General features: G+C 73.9%; 13 protein-coding genes. 11 read left to right on the top strand and 2 right to left on the bottom strand.

Going from position 1 to position 15166, the window contains the following annotated elements:
* Window positions 1-7: 7 nt before the first annotated feature.
* Window positions 8-835 (bottom strand): type 1 glutamine amidotransferase domain-containing protein, encoded by an 828-nt coding sequence (locus KSE_RS00440; protein ID WP_014133263.1) that lies wholly within the window; start codon window positions 833-835, stop codon window positions 8-10.
* Between the two features lie 275 nt (window positions 836-1110).
* Here KSE_RS00440 and KSE_RS00435 point away from each other — a divergent pair, with 275 nt between their 5' ends.
* The 4 genes from KSE_RS00435 (at window position 1111) to KSE_RS00420 (ending at window position 6220) form a co-directional block, all read left to right on the top strand.
* Complete coding sequence (locus tag KSE_RS00435) at window positions 1111-2283, top strand: acyltransferase family protein (protein ID WP_014133262.1); 1173 nt, start codon at window positions 1111-1113, stop codon at window positions 2281-2283.
* Window positions 2284-2388: 105 nt separating this feature from the next.
* Window positions 2389-4176 (top strand): maltose alpha-D-glucosyltransferase, encoded by a 1788-nt coding sequence (treS, locus tag KSE_RS00430; protein ID WP_014133261.1) that lies wholly within the window; start codon window positions 2389-2391, stop codon window positions 4174-4176.
* Window positions 4173-5606 (top strand): maltokinase N-terminal cap-like domain-containing protein, encoded by a 1434-nt coding sequence (locus KSE_RS00425; RefSeq protein WP_014133260.1) that lies wholly within the window; start codon window positions 4173-4175, stop codon window positions 5604-5606. The genes treS and KSE_RS00425 overlap by 4 nt, the downstream gene beginning before the upstream one ends.
* Window positions 5597-6220, top strand: a complete 624-nt coding sequence (locus tag KSE_RS00420; RefSeq protein ID WP_014133259.1) for a DsbA family oxidoreductase — start codon at window positions 5597-5599, stop codon at window positions 6218-6220. Before KSE_RS00425 ends, KSE_RS00420 begins: the two co-directional genes overlap by 10 nt.
* A gap of 66 nt (window positions 6221-6286) precedes the next feature.
* Here the strand turns inward: KSE_RS00420 and KSE_RS00415 are convergent, their stop codons facing one another.
* Window positions 6287-6733 (bottom strand): MarR family winged helix-turn-helix transcriptional regulator, encoded by a 447-nt coding sequence (locus KSE_RS00415; RefSeq protein ID WP_051055074.1) that lies wholly within the window; start codon window positions 6731-6733, stop codon window positions 6287-6289.
* Between the two features lie 204 nt (window positions 6734-6937).
* Here KSE_RS00415 and galU point away from each other — a divergent pair, with 204 nt between their 5' ends.
* The 7 genes from galU (at window position 6938) to KSE_RS00380 (ending at window position 15105) form a co-directional block, all read left to right on the top strand.
* The gene (gene galU, locus KSE_RS00410) at window positions 6938-7852 is read left to right on the top strand and encodes a UTP--glucose-1-phosphate uridylyltransferase GalU (RefSeq protein ID WP_014133257.1); all 915 of its coding nucleotides are present in this window, start codon (window positions 6938-6940) and stop codon (window positions 7850-7852) included.
* Window positions 7853-8047: 195 nt separating this feature from the next.
* The gene (locus KSE_RS00405; RefSeq protein ID WP_014133256.1) at window positions 8048-9064 is read left to right on the top strand and encodes a ParB/RepB/Spo0J family partition protein; all 1017 of its coding nucleotides are present in this window, start codon (window positions 8048-8050) and stop codon (window positions 9062-9064) included.
* Window positions 9065-9153: 89 nt separating this feature from the next.
* The gene (locus KSE_RS00400; protein ID WP_014133242.1) at window positions 9154-10602 is read left to right on the top strand and encodes an MFS transporter; all 1449 of its coding nucleotides are present in this window, start codon (window positions 9154-9156) and stop codon (window positions 10600-10602) included.
* 92 nt (window positions 10603-10694) lie between these two features.
* Window positions 10695-11492, top strand: a complete 798-nt coding sequence (locus KSE_RS00395) for an SDR family NAD(P)-dependent oxidoreductase (RefSeq protein ID WP_014133255.1) — start codon at window positions 10695-10697, stop codon at window positions 11490-11492.
* 50 nt (window positions 11493-11542) lie between these two features.
* Window positions 11543-12133 carry a sigma-70 family RNA polymerase sigma factor gene (locus tag KSE_RS00390; protein WP_033260396.1) on the top strand — a complete coding sequence of 197 codons (591 nt, stop codon included), beginning with the start codon at window positions 11543-11545 and terminating at the stop codon, window positions 12131-12133.
* Window positions 12133-13359, top strand: a complete 1227-nt coding sequence (locus tag KSE_RS00385) for an MFS transporter (protein WP_014133253.1) — start codon at window positions 12133-12135, stop codon at window positions 13357-13359. Before KSE_RS00390 ends, KSE_RS00385 begins: the two co-directional genes overlap by 1 nt.
* Window positions 13360-13437: 78 nt before the next feature.
* Window positions 13438-15105, top strand: coding sequence for an FAD-dependent oxidoreductase (locus tag KSE_RS00380; protein ID WP_033260395.1), 1668 nt, complete (start codon window positions 13438-13440; stop codon window positions 15103-15105).
* Window positions 15106-15166: the final 61 nt, after the last annotated feature.

Genomic DNA, 15166 nt, shown 5'->3' with positions numbered 1-15166 from the left:
GCTTCGGCTACCAGCCGAAGCGGCGCAGGCCGTTCTCCAGCACCTCGGCGAGGAGTTCGCCGGCGAGGACGGAGTCCGGGGTGGAGCGGGCGGTCACGAAGGGGAAGTCGACGACGACGGAGGTCTCCTTGCCGACGTTGCCGTGGAAGGCGCCGTCGGGGCCGGTGGCGTCGCGCAGGATGTACTCCAGCGGGTACGGCGGGGGGCCCATGTTGAACTCGACGCCGACGAAGCCGGTGCCGTCCTTGTAGTCGTACTCCTTGGGGTGGCCGGTGACGTGCTTGCCCCGCAGCAGGCTGGCGCGGGACTCCGCGTCGCGGGCGAAGGCGAGCGCGGCGACGCCGTAGCACTCGGCGAGGATGGGCTTGCCGGCCGCGACGAACGCCAGGATCAGCTCGTGCAGGCGCTCGTTGTTGGCCAGGTCGACGATCGGACCGCTGCCGCCCACCACGACCATCGCGTCGAAGCTGGCGAGCAGCTCGCCGGTCGCCGCGCCGAGCCGGCGGTTGTACTCCTCCAGGTCGCGCAGGTGGTTGAGCGCGCTGTAGTAGGGGCGCTCCGGGAGCATCTCGGCGAGGCTGAGCGGGTTGTCGAGCCGGCTGGAGTCGTCCATGGCGCGGGCCCGGCGGGCCATGTCGCGGGTGGTGACCGCCCGGCCCAGCGGCGGGTCGATGTACTCGGAGTCGAGGCTGGGGGGCAGCGCCTGGGGGCGCTTGCCGGTCGGGGTGATGAACGCCGTCCGGTAGCCGCGCGCGTCGAACACGTCGAGCGGCCCGACGAGTTCCTCCCCCCAGTACCCGAATTCGGACAGCACCACCAGGACGCGTTTGGACACGGATGTCTCCCCTGTGACGTAAGGACGAGGGCTGTCCCGTCGGCGCGGCCGCCGGCGGCGGGCCGCGGGCCGGGGGCTGGGGACGCCACCGAGTCAAACCCCTGCCCCGGGAGCGGGCAATGACCGCGGGCACGATCGCGGCGACTCTCCCAAGTTGCCCCAGTCGCCGCGAAAGCCCCGCCCCGCGGCCGCCCCCGGCGTTCGTTCTGGTGTTCTGGGACGCCCGCAGTGCGCAGCGCTGCCAACCGCCGCCCGCAGCCGAGGAGCGCCCCTTCATGGCACCCGCAGCCGCCCCACCGGAGCGATTGCCGTCACTGACCGGAACGCGGTTTCTCGCCGCCCTCCTCGTGCTCGCCTTCCACGCCTCCTCCGAGGGGCTGTTCGCCGACCGGGGCACCGCCGGGGTCCTGGCCGCCCTCCTCGGGAAGGCCGGCTGGGCGGGCGTCTCGTTCTTCTTCGTGCTGAGCGGCTTCGTGCTGGCCTGGTCCGCGGGCCCGCACGGGGCGCGGCCCGGTTTCCGCCGGCGCAGGATCGCCAGGATCCACCCGGCCCATCTCGTCACCACCCTGACGGCGATGGCCCTGCTCGTGGCGGGCGGCACCGGCCTCACCTGGGCCGAGGTGGTGCCCAACCTGCTGCTCGCGCAGGCCTGGTTCCCGCAGCCGGAGATCTTCGTCAGCGGGAACCCGGTGAGCTGGTCGCTCTCCTGCGAGCTGCTGTTCTACCTGTCCTTCCCGCCGATGTGGCGCGCGCTGTGCCGCATCAGGGCCGGCCGGCTGTGGTGGTGGGCGGGGGCGCTGGCCGCGGCCGTCGTGTGCGTGCCGCCGCTGGCCGGGCACCTGCTGCCCGGCGGCCCGGTGCTGACGATGCCGGACGGCACCGTCACCCTCCACCAGTACTGGTTCGTCTACGTGCTGCCGCCGGTGCGCGCCCTGGAGTTCGTCCTGGGAGCGGTGATGGCCAGGGTCGTGCGCGAGGGGAAGTGGATCGGCCTGCGGCCGCTGCCCGCCACCGCCCTCGCCGCCGCCGGGTACGCGGCGGCGACCCGGGTGCCCTACCTCTACGGCCTGGCGGCCGCCACCGTCGTGCCGATCGCCCTGCTGGTCGCGGCACTCGCCCACGCCGACCGTACCGGGCGCCGCGGCTGGCTCGCCGCCCGCCCGGTGGTGCGGCTCGGCGAACTGTCCTTCGCCCTGTACCTGGTGCACCGGCTGGTGCTCGGCTACGGCCACCGGGCGCTGGGCGCCGACCGCGGCTGGTCCACCCCGGTGGCCGCCCTCCTCGTACTCGCGGCACTCGCCGTCAGCCTCGCCCTGGCCTGGCTGCTGCACACCCTGGTGGAGATCCCCGCCCTGCGCCGCTGGGCCCGCCCCCGCCCCCGCCCCGCGCCGCCGCGCCCGCATCCCGCCGCGCCCCCCGGCCCCGCCGGCCACGCCTCGCCGAACTGAACCCCGCCCCGCGCCACCCCCGCCCCGCGCCACCCCGGCCGGCCGGCGCCGGCGACCGACCCGGCCGCCGGCCGCGCCGCGGCGCGTCTTCACCTGGAGGAACACGTGAGCACGGACCGCACCCCGTCCGCCGCCCCCGTCCGCCGCCCCGCCCCCGTCCGCCGCCCCGCCCCCGTCCGCCGCCCCGCCGACGCCCGGCGGGCGGCCCCGCCCGGCGGCCTCGGCGCGGCACCCGACTGGTTCAAGACAGCGGTCTTCTACGAGGTACTGGTCCGCTCCTTCCAGGACAGCGACGGCGACGGCGTCGGCGACCTGCGCGGCCTGACCGCCCGGCTGGACTACCTGCAGTGGCTCGGCGTCGACTGCCTCTGGCTGCCGCCCTTCTTCGCCTCCCCGCTGCGCGACGGCGGCTACGACGTCTCCGACTACAAGTCCGTCCTGCCGGAGTCCGGCACGCTCGAGGACTTCACCGCCCTGGTCACCGCCGCCCACCAGCGCGGCATGCGCGTCATCACCGACATGGTCATGAACCACACCAGCGACCAGCACCCCTGGTTCCAGGCCTCCCGGCAGGACCCCGACGGCCCCTACGGCGACTTCTACACCTGGGCCGACGACGACAGCCGCTACCCCGACGCCCGGATCATCTTCGTCGACACCGAGACCTCCAACTGGACGTACGACCCCGTCCGCAAGCAGTACTTCTGGCACCGCTTCTTCTCCCACCAGCCGGACCTCAACTACGACAACCCGGCCGTCCGCGAAGCCATGCTGGACGTCCTGCGGTTCTGGCTCGACCTCGGGATCGACGGCTTCCGCCTCGACGCCGTCCCCTACCTCTACACCCGCGAGGGCACCAACTGCGAGAACCTCCCCGAGACCCACGACCTCCTCAAGGAGGTCCGCGCGCTCGTCGACCGGGAGTACCCCGGACGCGTCCTGCTCGCCGAGGCCAACCAGTGGCCCGAGGACGTCGCCGACTACTTCGGCGACCACGAGCGCGGCGGCGACGAGTGCCACATGGCGTTCCACTTCCCGCTGATGCCGCGCATCTTCATGGCCGTGCGCAAGGAGTCCAGGTACCCCGTCTCCGAGATCCTCGCCGCCACCCCCAAGATCCCGGCCGGCTGCCAGTGGGCGATCTTCCTGCGCAACCACGACGAACTGACCCTGGAGATGGTCACCGACGAGGAACGCGACTACATGTACGCCCAGTACGCCCAGGAACCGCGGATGCGCGCCAACGTCGGCATCCGCCGGCGCCTCGCCCCGCTGCTGGGCAACGACCACCGCCAGATCGAACTGCTCACCGCCCTGCTGCTCTCCCTGCCCGGCTCCCCGGTCCTCTACTACGGCGACGAGATCGGCATGGGCGACAACATCTGGCTCGGCGACCGCGACGCCGTGCGCACCCCCATGCAGTGGACCCCCGACCGCAACGCCGGCTTCTCCCGCGCCGACCCCGGCCGGCTCGGCCTGCCCCCCGTCATGGACCCCGTCTACGGCTACCAGGCGATCAACGTCGAGAGCCAGCGGGACAACAACGCCTCCCTGCTGCACCGCACCCGCCGCCTGCTGGCCGCCCGCCGCCGCCACCCCGCCTTCGGCCTCGGCGAGTTCGAGGAGATCCCCTCCTCCAACCCCGCCGTCCTCGCCTACCTGCGCCGCCACACCCGCGACGACGCCACCACCTCCACCGTGCTGTGCGTCAACAACCTCTCCTCCCGCCCCCAGCCCGTCGAACTGGAACTGCGCGCCCACCGCGGCATCGTCCCCGTCGAGGTCACCGGAGGCGCCGCCTTCCCCGCCATCGGCGGCCGCCCCTACCAGCTCAGCCTGCCCGGCCACGGCTTCTACTGGTTCTGCGTCTGCCCCCAGGAGGAGCCCCGGTGAGCGGCCAGCCCCTGCCCTTCGAGCGCGCCGCCACGGAACGGGCCCTCACCGCCTGGCTGCCCTCACAACGCTGGTACGCGGGAAGGACCCGCCCCCTCGACCACGTGTCCGTCATCGCCGCGCACCCCTTCGGCGGCCCGCCCGGCCCCCGCCGCGGCCCGGCCCGCGGACTCCTCCTGGTGGCCCGCGCCCACTTCGCCGACGCGGGCGCCCCCGAGCACTACCAGGTGCCCATCGGCATCCGCCCCGCCCTGCCCGGCCCCCGCCCCCAGGACCCGCCCCCCATCGCCGTCATCGGCGACACCGTCGTCCACGACGCCCTCGCCGACCACGCGCTCGTCCGCGACCTCCTCGCGCCGCCGGCCCCAGACGGCGCCCCCACCCCCCTCGCCCTGCGCGCCGAGAACACCACCCCCGGCCACCGGCCCCCCGCCGGCCCGCCCGCCACCAGCAGACTCCTCACCGCCGAACAGAGCAACACCTCCGTCGTCATCGACGACCGCTACCTCCTCAAGTGCTTCCGCCGCCTGCACACCGGCCCCAACCCCGAGGTCGAACTGCGCCGCGCCCTGGCCGGCCACCCCGGCCCGCCCCTCACCCCGCCCCTGCACGCCGTCCTCCACGGCCACCTCGGCGAAGCCCCCGTCACCTACGCCGTCCTGCAGAGCTACCTGCCCGACGCCGTCGACGGATGGACCGCCGCCCTGCACCACCTCCGAACCCGACCCGGACAGTCCTTCGCCCGCGACGCCCACGCCATGGGAACAGCCACCGGCGCCGTCCACACCCGCCTCGCCGCCGCCTTCGGCACCCGCCGCCCCACCCCCGGCGAAGCCGCCCGCCTCACCGCGCGCCTGCTCACCGCACTGGAGGACGCCCTGCGCGCCGTCCCCGAACTGGCCCGCCACGAAACCGCCCTGCGCCACGCCTACGCCCAGGCCGCCGACCCCACCCCCGCCACCACCCTCCAACGCGTCCACGGCGACCTCCACCTCGGCCAGCTCGTCCGCTGCGGCCGCACCTGGCAGCTCATCGACTTCGAAGGGGAACCCTCCGCCCCGATGGCCGAGCGCACCGCCCCCCGCCCCCCGCTCGCCGACATCGCCGGCATGCTCCGCTCCTTCGACTACGCCGCCCACCACGCCGCCTGGCAACCCGGCCCCGCCGACCCGCGGGACCTGCGCCGCTGGGCCCGGGACAGCCAGCACGCCTTCTGCGACGGCTACGCCCTGGCCACCGGCCACGACCCCCGCGACACCCCCGCACCGCTGCGCGCCCACATCCTCGCCAAAGCCGTCTACGAGAGCGCCTACGAAGCCCGCAACCGCCCGCACTGGCTGCACATACCGCTGGAAGACGTCGAACGGCTCCTCGACCCCGCGGCATGGCCGCCGCACCGGCCCCCCGGAGATGACACCCCATGGAACTGACCGCCACCAAACCCATCATCGACATCTGGTTCGACTACATCTGCCCCTTCTCCGTGATGACCCGCAAAGTCATCGACGACGTCACCGCCCGGACACCGGCCGACGTCCGCTGGCACCCCTACGAACTCCACGAGAACGGCGTACCGCCCACCGGCAAGACCGACTACCCCGAACACGTCTGGGAGAACTCCGTCCTGCCCATGGCCGAGCGGCTCGGCATCCGCTTCGGCCCCGTCCCCGCCATCGCCCTGCCCCGCACCGCCCTCGCCATGCACGGACACCGCTACGCCCGGGAACACGGCCTCCAAGAAGCCTGGGACACCCGCGTCTTCGACGCGCACTTCCACCACGGCCGCGACATCTCCGACCCCGCCGAACTCACCGCCACCGCCGCCGGCCTCGGCCTGGACCCCGAGGAGTTCCGCGCCCGCATCCTCTCCCCGCAGGCCGCCCTCGACCACCACGACTCCCAGCAGCACACCCGCCGCGCCCTGCGCGTCCACACCGTCCCCACCATCGCCATCGGACCATGGCGCACCGAGGGCGTCCCGCAGGCCGGGCGGCTGCTCGACGTCATCGCCGCGCTGAGCACCCGCCGCCCCACCCGCGCCTGACCCCGCCGCGCCCGCGCCCCCGCCGGCCCGGGCCGGCGGGGGCGCGGGCGCGGCGGCGCGCACCGCTCACCACTGCGGCGACTCCAGGGCGTCGACGGCCTGCGCGAGCAACGCCGACAACGCGTCCACCACCCCGGGCGGAAGCCGGCGCAGCACCCGCGCGTGCACCGCGTCCACCCCCTCCTGCACCGCCCCGACCACCCGCAGCCCCTCCACCGTCAACTGCGCCCACGAACTGCGCCCGTCGCGCAGGTCCGCCTCACGCACCACGTAGCCCGACTCCGTCATCCGCCGCAGGACGTTGCTCGTCCCCCCGGAGGACAGCCGGCACAGCGCCGACAGGTCCATCGGCCGCAGCCGGTGACCGGGCCCCGCCCCGCGCAGCGCCGCCAGCACGTCGAAGTCGGCACGGGTCAGCCCGTGCTCGGCGATCCGCTCGCTGGTGGTCGCGTCCATCACCGCGCACAGCCGCGCCGCCAGGGCGGCCAGCTCCGCCGCGGCCCCGGGCGCCACGGCGTACCCGCTCCTGTCGACCGCCCCTGACGCCACGTCCGCCCGCCCCCCGATCGCCGGCCCCCCGATCCGCGCACCGCAGGGGCCAGCAAAGTCTAGACGGGCCCGGGCGGCCCGTGCCAGATCAGCCGGAAAATGCCCAAGTCGCGTTGCCCCGACGGCATATTCTTCCCCGCGCAATACCGGTCGAATAGCTTTCTGGCCATGACCTCCACGTCTGCCCGCATAGTCAAGGCAGTGGTACCCGTCGCCGGTCTCGGAACACGGTTCCTGCCGGCCACCAAAGCCACCCCGAAAGAAATGCTCCCGGTGGTGGACAAACCCGCGATCCAGTACGTCGTCGAAGAGGCCGTCGCCTCGGGGATATCCGACGTCCTCATGGTCACCGGCCGCAACAAGCGCCCGCTGGAGGACCATTTCGACCGCAACTACGAACTCGAGGCCGAACTGCTCAGAAAGGGCGACACCGACCGCCTCGCCCGGGTCTGCGCCCCCACCGAACTCGCGGACATCCACTACGTGCGCCAGGGCGACCCCCGGGGCCTGGGACACGCCGTCCTGTGCGCGGCCCCCCACGTCGGCTCGGAACCCTTCGCCGTCCTGCTCGGCGACGACCTCATCGACCCCCGCGACCCCCTGCTGAGCCGGATGATCGAGGTCCGCGAGCAGCACGGCGGCAGCGTCGTCGCCCTGATGGAGGTCGACCCCTCCCAGATCCACCTCTACGGCTGCGCCGTCGTGCGCCACGACCGCGACGGCGACACCGTCCAGGTCACCGACCTGGTGGAGAAGCCCGCGCCCGGCACCGCCCCGAGCAACTACGCGGTGATCGGCCGCTACGTGCTGGACCCGGCGGTCTTCGAGGTCCTGCGCCGCACCGAGCCCGGCCGCGGCGGCGAGATCCAACTCACCGACGCCCTGCGCGAACTGGCCCACACCAACGAGGGCGGCCCGGTGCACGGCGTCGTCTTCTCCGGCCGGCGCTACGACACCGGCGACCGCTCCGACTACCTCAAGGCCACCGTCCGCATCGCCTGGGAGCGGGAGGACCTGGGCCCGGAGTTCCGCACCTGGCTGCGGGAGTTCATGGCCGCCGACGTCCTCGCACCCGCCCACTGACCCCGGTTGCGCAACCGGGGAACTCCCCGGTTGCGCAACCGGGCCCCGCCCGGGGCGACTTGCCCAGATCGCCGCGGGAGTCCCGCGCGACCAAGAAAACCGAACGATCGTTACGTAATCTCGGTGGCGACCCGGCCGATCCACCCACACCGCCGGCTTCCGCGACGACCGGTACCCCAGGAGGTGCGCCCGACCATGGACACCGTCCAAGCCGACACCCTGCCCGCCTCCGGCGGCGACGCGGGCCGGCCGCCCGAAGCGGAGGACCAGGGCGTGCAACGGGTGCCGATCGGCATGCTCCTGCCCGCCGACTCGCCGCGCATGTCGGGGGAGAACCTGGACCACGCCCGCGCCCTCGGCGCACTGGACGGGAACCTCCCCCCGATCCTGGTGCACCGCGCCACGATGCGCGTCATCGACGGGATGCACCGGCTGCGCGCCGCCATCCTCCAGGAGCGGGCGCTGGTGGAGGTGCTGTTCTTCGACGGGACGCCGGAGGACGCCTTCGTCGTCGCCGTCCGCTCCAACTGCCGCCACGGCCTGCCGCTGACCCTCGCCGAGCGGGCCGCGGCCGCGGCCCGCATCATGATCTCCCACCCCCAGTGGTCGGACCGCGCCATCGCCTCCGTCGCCGGGCTCTCCTCGAAGACCGTGGCCGCCCTGCGGCGCCGCGCCGGCGCCGGGAACCTCGCACCGCGGGCCCGGGTGGGCCAGGACGGCAGGGTCAGGCCGCTGGACAGCACCGCCGGGCGCCTGGCGGCCAGCCGGCTGATCGCGGCCACCCCGCAGGCGTCCCTGCGCGAGATCGCCCGCCAGGCCGGGATCTCGCCCGGCACCGTGCGCGACGTCCGGGCCCGCCTGGAGCGCGGCGAGGACCCGCTGCCGCGGGCCCGCGGGCGAAGAGGCGCCGGCGCCCGGGCGTCCAGGGCCCGCCCGCGCGAGGACGCCGGGAAGGCGCCCGGCCCCGCCGCCGGGCCCCCCGCCGACCTGGGCCGGGTCCTCACCAGCCTGCGCAACGACCCCTCCCTGCGCCAGACCGAGACCGGACGCCTGCTGCTGCGCATGCTCGAAACGCACCTGCCCCACCAGTGGGACCGCCTCGCGGAATCGGTTCCGGCCCACCGGACCGAAACGGTCGCCCTCGCGGCCCTCGAATGCGCGAAAGCCTGGCAGGAATTCGCGGCCAGAATGCGCCGCGCCCCGTCGCCGTAGCGGCCGGACGCGGCAGGGGCCTCCCCTCCCGGAACACGGGGGCGGGGAAGCCCGACAGATGAAGAGAAACGATGGATGAGGAGTGTGTGATGTCGGTAGTTGATGAGGCGTCGGTTTCGGGCGGGGTGCGGGGGGCGGGGTCGCCACCGGCACGGATGACGGGGCGCCTGCGGCTGCTGCTGGTGGTGCTGCTGGTCGCGCAGTTCATGCTCGCGGTGGACTTCTCGATCCTGAACGTGGCCCTGCCGGTGATCGGCAAGGGCCTCGGGTTCTCCCTGTCGAACCTGCAGTGGATCGCGACGTCGTTCGCGCTGTGCGCCGCCGGGTTCACCCTGTTCTTCGGCCGCGTCGCCGACCTCTTCGGACGCCGGCGCCTGTTCCTCGCGGGCCTGGCCCTGCTCGGCCTGTCCTCCCTGGTGGGCGGCCTGGCCACCTCCCCGGGCATCCTGATCGCCGCCCGCATCGCCCAGGGCCTGGCCACCGCCGCCGTCACCCCCGCCGGCCTGTCCCTGCTGACCACCTCCTTCCCCGAAGGCCCCCTGCGCGACAAGGCCCTCGGACTCAACGGCGCCCTCATGTCCGCCGGCTTCACCACCGGCGCCATCCTCGGCGGCGTCCTGACCGACCTCCTGTCCTGGCGCTGGTCGTTCTTCATCAACGTCCCCGTCGCCCTCGCCGTCCTGCTCATCGCCCCCGGCGTCATCAAGGAATCCCGCCCCGACCAGCGCCCCCGCCTCGACATCCCCGGCGCCCTCACCGTCACCCTCGGCCTGCTCGCCCTCGTCTTCGGCCTCACCCGCGCCGGCGAGAACGGCTGGAGCGACCCCACCGCCCTGATCTCCCTGGCCGCCGGCCTCCTGCTCCTCATCGCCTTCTACCTCGTCGAGAGCAAGGCCCCCGCACCCCTGGTCCCCGTCACCATCCTCAAGCGCCCCACCGTCATCTGGGGCAACATCGCCGGCCTCATCGCCTTCCTCACCGAGACCTCCCTCGTCTTCCTGATGACCCTCTACCTCCAGGAAGTCCTCGACTTCTCCCCCCTGGCCGCCGGCCTCTCCTTCGGCGTCCTGGGCATCGGCACCGTCATCGGCGGCTCCCTCGCCGCCAAGGTCATCGCCCGCATCGGCACCAAGGCCACCCTCATCACCGGCGGCCTCCTCCAAGCCGCCGCCACCGCCGCCCTGCTCACCCTCGGCGACACCCGCACCTCCATGGCCGTCCTGCTCACCGCCACCTTCCTCGGCGGCATCGGCAACATGCTCGTCATCGTCGGCTTCATGGTCACCGCCACCTCCGGCCTGCCCGACCACGAACAGGGCATGGCCACCGGACTGGCCACCATGACCCAGCAGATCGGCATCACCATGGGCACCCCCATCATGAGCGCCATCGCCACCACCCAGATCACCACCCACGCCACCCACACCACCGTCCTCGACGGCGTCACCCTCGCCGTCCTCGTCAACACCGCCCTCGTCCTCGCCGGCACCCTCACCACCGCCCTCTTCCTCCACACCCGCAAAACCCCCACCCCCTGACCCACCCGCGACGCGGCCCGGGCCGCCGGCCACCCCCGGCGGCCCGGGCCGGGCACCACCCACCCCTGCGACACGCAAAGGACGCCGAACCGATGGACCTGCAACTCGCGGACAAGGTCTTCCTCGTCACCGGGGCCTCGGCCGGAATCGGGCGGGCCACCGTGCGGGTGCTCGCCGCGGAAGGGGCGACCGTCGTCGGGGTGTCCCGCAAGCCCGCCGCCGGCCCCGCCGACCCCGCCGGCCCCGGCGCCCGGGTCAGCACGGTCGCCGCCGACGTGACCGCCCCAAACGCCGCCCGCCGCGTCGTCGACACCGTCCTGGAGCGCCACGGGCGCCTCGACGGACTGGTCAACAACGTCGGCGCCCTGCACTCCCGCACGGGCTTCCTGGACGTGAGCGACGAGCAGTGGCAGGCGACCTTCGACACCAACTTCCACTCCGCGGTGCGGATGACCCGCGCCGCGCTGCCCGCCCTCCTGGAGCGGGGCGCCGGCTCCCTGGTGCACCTGGCCAGCGAGGCCGCGCGCTTCCCCGACCACCCGCTGGTCGACTACGCGGCCTCCAAGACGGCCCTGCTCTCCCTCTCCAAGTCCCTCACCGCCGAGTTCGCCCGCCGGGGAGTCCGCTCCAACGTCGTCTCGCCCGGCCCGACCAGGACCGCCCTGTTCGACGCCCCCGGAGGCTTCGCCGACCAGCTCGCGGAGCGCTTCGCGCTGCCCGCCGACGAGGCCGTCGAGCACTTCGTCCGCGAGGTGCGCGCACTGCCCACCGGGCGTATCGGCACCCCCGACGACGTCGCCCGCGTCATCGCCTACCTCCTCTCCCCGCTCGCCGCCCAGGTCACGGGAGCCGAATGGGCCGTCGACGGCGGAGCACTGCGCCAGATCTGACCCGCGCCGCCCGCGCCGCGGCGCTCGCCGGCACCGTAGAAGGACGCCTGATGACGGACACGATCACCGCCGCGCCGCAGACCCGCGCCCAGCGCTCGGAGCGCTTCGAGCGCGACGCGCTCGGCCACCGGGACCGGCTCCACGCGCAGGCCCTGCGCCTGACCCGCAACCCCGCCGACGCGGAGGACCTGGTGCAGGAGACCTACACCCGCGCCTACCGCGGCTACCACGGCTTCCGCCCCGGCACCAACGCCGGCGCGTGGCTGTCCCGGATCCTGCTGAACACCTACCTCGACGCCTACCGCAAGAAGCAGGCCGCCCCCCAGCTCTCGGGCGCCCCCTACACCGAGGACCGCGGGCCCGCCCGGCCCGGCCCCGTGCCGTCCGCCGAGTCACAGGTCCTGGACCGGCTGCCCGGCCCGGCGGTCACCCGCGCGATGCTGGGGATACCCGGCATCTTCCGCACCGTGGTCTACCTCGCCGACATGGAAGGACTCTCCCACGAGGAGATCGCCGCACTGGTCGGCGTCCCCTACGCCACGGTCAACACCCGCCTGCACCGGGGCCGCAGGCGACTGCGGGCCCTCCTGGAGGACCACCGCGACGCGGGCGCCCGCGCGCACCGGGAAGAGGTGCGGTGATGCCGCTGGCCCTCATCGCCCTGGCCCTGGGCGCCTTCGGCATCGGGACGACGGAATTCGTCATCGTCGGCCTGCTCCCGCAGATCGCGGGGGACTTCTCGGTCTCCATCCCCTCCGCCGGGATGCTCGTCACCGGCTACGCCCTCGGCGTGGTCGTCGGCGCCCCGCTGATGACCGCCGCCGGATCCCGGCTGCCGCGCAAGACCATGCTCGCCGTCCTGATGGCCCTCTTCATCGCCGGCAACCTGCTCTGCGCCTTCGCGGGCAGCTACACCCAGCTGATGACCGGCCGGCTGGTCGCCGCGCTCACCCACGGAGCGTTCTTCGGCATCGGGTCCGTCGTCGCCGCGGGCCTGGTCGCCCCGGCCCGCCGGGCCAGCGCGATCGCCCTGATGTTCACCGGCCTCACCGTCGCCAACGTCCTCGGCGTGCCGCTGGGCACCTTCCTCGGACAGCACTTCGGCTGGCGCTCGACGTTCTGGGCGGTCACCGCCTTCGGCGTCGTCGGCCTCTGCGGCATCACCGCCCTCGTCCCGCGCCAGGAGCGCGAGCGCGGCGCCGGCCTGCGCGGCGAACTCGCGGTCTTCCGCCGCCCCCAGGTATGGCTGGCGCTGCTGACCACCACCCTCGGCTTCGCCGGGGTCTTCGCCTCCTTCACCTACGTCGCGCCGATGATGACCGAGGTCGCCGGATTCCCGCCCGGCGCCGTGACCTGGCTGCTGGTGCTCTTCGGAGCGGGCCTGTGCGTCGGCAACGTCCTGGGCGGGCGCGCGGCCGACCGCAGCCTGATGCCCAGCCTCTACGTCATCCTCGCCGCCCTCGCGGGCGTCCTGCTCCTGTTCGTCGCCACCGCCCGCACACCCGTGTCGGCGGCGATCACCCTCGCGGCACTGGGAGCCGTCGGCTTCGCCACCGTGCCGCCGCTGCAGATGCGGGTCATGCAGAAAGCCGAGGGGGCTCCGGCCCTCGCCTCGGCGGCCAACATCGCGGCGTTCAACCTGGGCAACGCCGTCGGGGCCTGGCTCGGCGGCCTCACCATCAGCCACGGGCTCGGCTACACCGCCCCCAACTGGGTCGGCGCCCTGCTGGCCGTCGCCGGCCTCGCCGTCGCCGCCCTCGCCGGACTGCTCGACCGCCGCACCGCCGCGGACGGCCCCCCGCCCCCGCACGACCCGCCCCCGCACGACCTGCCCGCGAGCGAGCAGACCTCGCCCGCGGCGGCCTGACCCACCGCCCCACCGCCCCACCGGGCGCGCGGCACGCCCGCCCGGACACGACAACCAAGGAACTCGAGGTAGCTGACGATGAGTGGTGTGGATCGCCGGACCGTACTGGGACGCGGCGCGGCCGTGGCCGGCGCAGCGGTGGCCGCCGCAGCCCTGGGCGGGAGCGCCGCGGCGGCTCCCGCCGGGGCGGCCCCGGGAGCCGCCACCGGCCCGACCATCCGCCCCGACGACCCGCGGTACCCGCTGCTGACCAGCGGCAACAACCAGCGGTTCGTCGCCCGGCCCGACTACGTCAAGATGATCCGGTCCTCCGCCGACGCCGAGCGGGCCCTGGAGAGCGCCTTCCGGGCCGGCAAGCGGGTCTCGGTCCGCAGCGGCGGCCACTGCTTCGCCGACTTCACGGCCAATCCCGGCGTCGAGGTCATCCTCGACTTCTCCGAGATGACCGAGGTCGGCTACGACCCCGGCCACCGCGCCTTCGTCGTCGAGCCCGGCGCCCGCCTGATCAACGTCTACGAGGCGCTGTACAAGGGCTGGGGCGTCACCATACCCGGCGGCATCTGCTACAGCGTCGGGGCCGGCGGCCACATCGCCGGCGGCGGGTACGGCCTGCTGTCCAGGGCCCACGGACTGGTCTCCGACCACCTCTACGGCGTCGAGGTCGTCGTGGTCGACGGGCGGGGCAAGGCCCGCACCGTACTGGCCACCCGGGAGGAGAACGACCCGAACCGCGAACTGTGGTGGGCCCACACCGGCGGCGGCGGCGGCAACTTCGGCCTCGTCACCCGCTACCTGTTCCGCTCCCCGGGCGCCACCGGCAGCAACCCCGCCGACCAGCTGGTCTCCCCGCCCTCGACGGTCCTGGTCAGCGCCATCGAACTGCCCTGGGACCAGCTGACCGAGGCGAAGTTCACCCGCCTGCTGAAGAACTTCGGCGCCTGGCACGAGGCGAACAGCGCCCCGGACTCCGAGTACCGCCACCTCAGCAGCCTCTTCAACGTCAGCTCCCGCGCGCACGGCAGCCTCGGCATGTTCACCCAGGTCGACGCGACCGTCCCCGGCGCCCGCCGGCTCCTGGACGACTACCTGACAGCGGTCCTCGCCGGCACCGGCGTCACCCCCAGGGCACTGGCCCGCGCCAACGGCGAACTGCCCGCGATGCCCGAACTGCTCGCCCCCCGCGAACTCCCGTGGCTGCAGGCCACCCGCCAGGTGGGCACCAACAACCCGACCATCACCAACCCCACCTCCCGCGGCGCCCACAAGTCCGGCTACATGCGCAGGAACTTCACCGACCACCAGGTCGCGGCCGTCTACCGGCACATGACCCGGCCGGACTTCAACAACCCGGACACCATGCTGGTGCTCTTCTCCTTCGGCGGACAGGTCAACGCGGTGGCCCCCGACGCCACCGCCAACGCCCAGCGCAGCTCGATCTTCAAGATGTGCTTCCAGACCTTCTGGGCCGACGCGAGCGAGGACGACTTCTACCTCGGCTGGGCCCGCGGCATCTACGAGGACTTCTTCGCCAAGACCGGCGGCGTGCCCCTGATCGACGACGCCACCGACGGGTGCTACATCAACTACCCCGACCGCGACGTCTCCGACCCCCGCCACAACACCTCCGGCGTGCCCTGGCAGACCCTCTACTACAAGGGCAACTACCCGCGCCTGCAGCAGGTCAAGAAGCGCTGGGACCCGACGAACTTCTTCCGCCACTCACTCTCCGTCGAACTGCCCCGCTAGGGCCCCGGCCCCGGGCGCGCCCCCGCGTTCCCCGCGGGGGCGCGCCCGCGCCCGTGCCGGG

It is taken from the genome of Kitasatospora setae KM-6054, from assembly GCF_000269985.1.
Taxonomy (GTDB): domain Bacteria; phylum Actinomycetota; class Actinomycetes; order Streptomycetales; family Streptomycetaceae; genus Kitasatospora; species Kitasatospora setae.
Note: the sequence above shows the minus strand (reverse complement) of the source record. Positions and strands in the feature narration are given on the sequence as shown.

What these genes read in the sequence shown, in the direction of transcription:
- KSE_RS00435 (WP_014133262.1), top strand. Translation starts at nt 1,111, where the DNA reads ATGGCACCCGCAGCCGCCCCACCGGAGCGATTGCCGTCACTGACCGGA.
- galU (WP_014133257.1), top strand. Translation starts at nt 6,938, where the DNA reads ATGACCTCCACGTCTGCCCGCATAGTCAAGGCAGTGGTACCCGTCGCC.
- KSE_RS00390 (WP_033260396.1), top strand. Translation starts at nt 11,543, where the DNA reads ATGACGGACACGATCACCGCCGCGCCGCAGACCCGCGCCCAGCGCTCG.
- KSE_RS00385 (WP_014133253.1), top strand. Translation starts at nt 12,133, where the DNA reads ATGCCGCTGGCCCTCATCGCCCTGGCCCTGGGCGCCTTCGGCATCGGG.
- KSE_RS00400 (WP_014133242.1), top strand. Translation starts at nt 9,154, where the DNA reads ATGTCGGTAGTTGATGAGGCGTCGGTTTCGGGCGGGGTGCGGGGGGCG.
- KSE_RS00420 (WP_014133259.1), top strand. Translation starts at nt 5,597, where the DNA reads ATGGAACTGACCGCCACCAAACCCATCATCGACATCTGGTTCGACTAC.
- KSE_RS00405 (WP_014133256.1), top strand. Translation starts at nt 8,048, where the DNA reads ATGGACACCGTCCAAGCCGACACCCTGCCCGCCTCCGGCGGCGACGCG.
- KSE_RS00380 (WP_033260395.1), top strand. Translation starts at nt 13,438, where the DNA reads ATGAGTGGTGTGGATCGCCGGACCGTACTGGGACGCGGCGCGGCCGTG.
- KSE_RS00395 (WP_014133255.1), top strand. Translation starts at nt 10,695, where the DNA reads ATGGACCTGCAACTCGCGGACAAGGTCTTCCTCGTCACCGGGGCCTCG.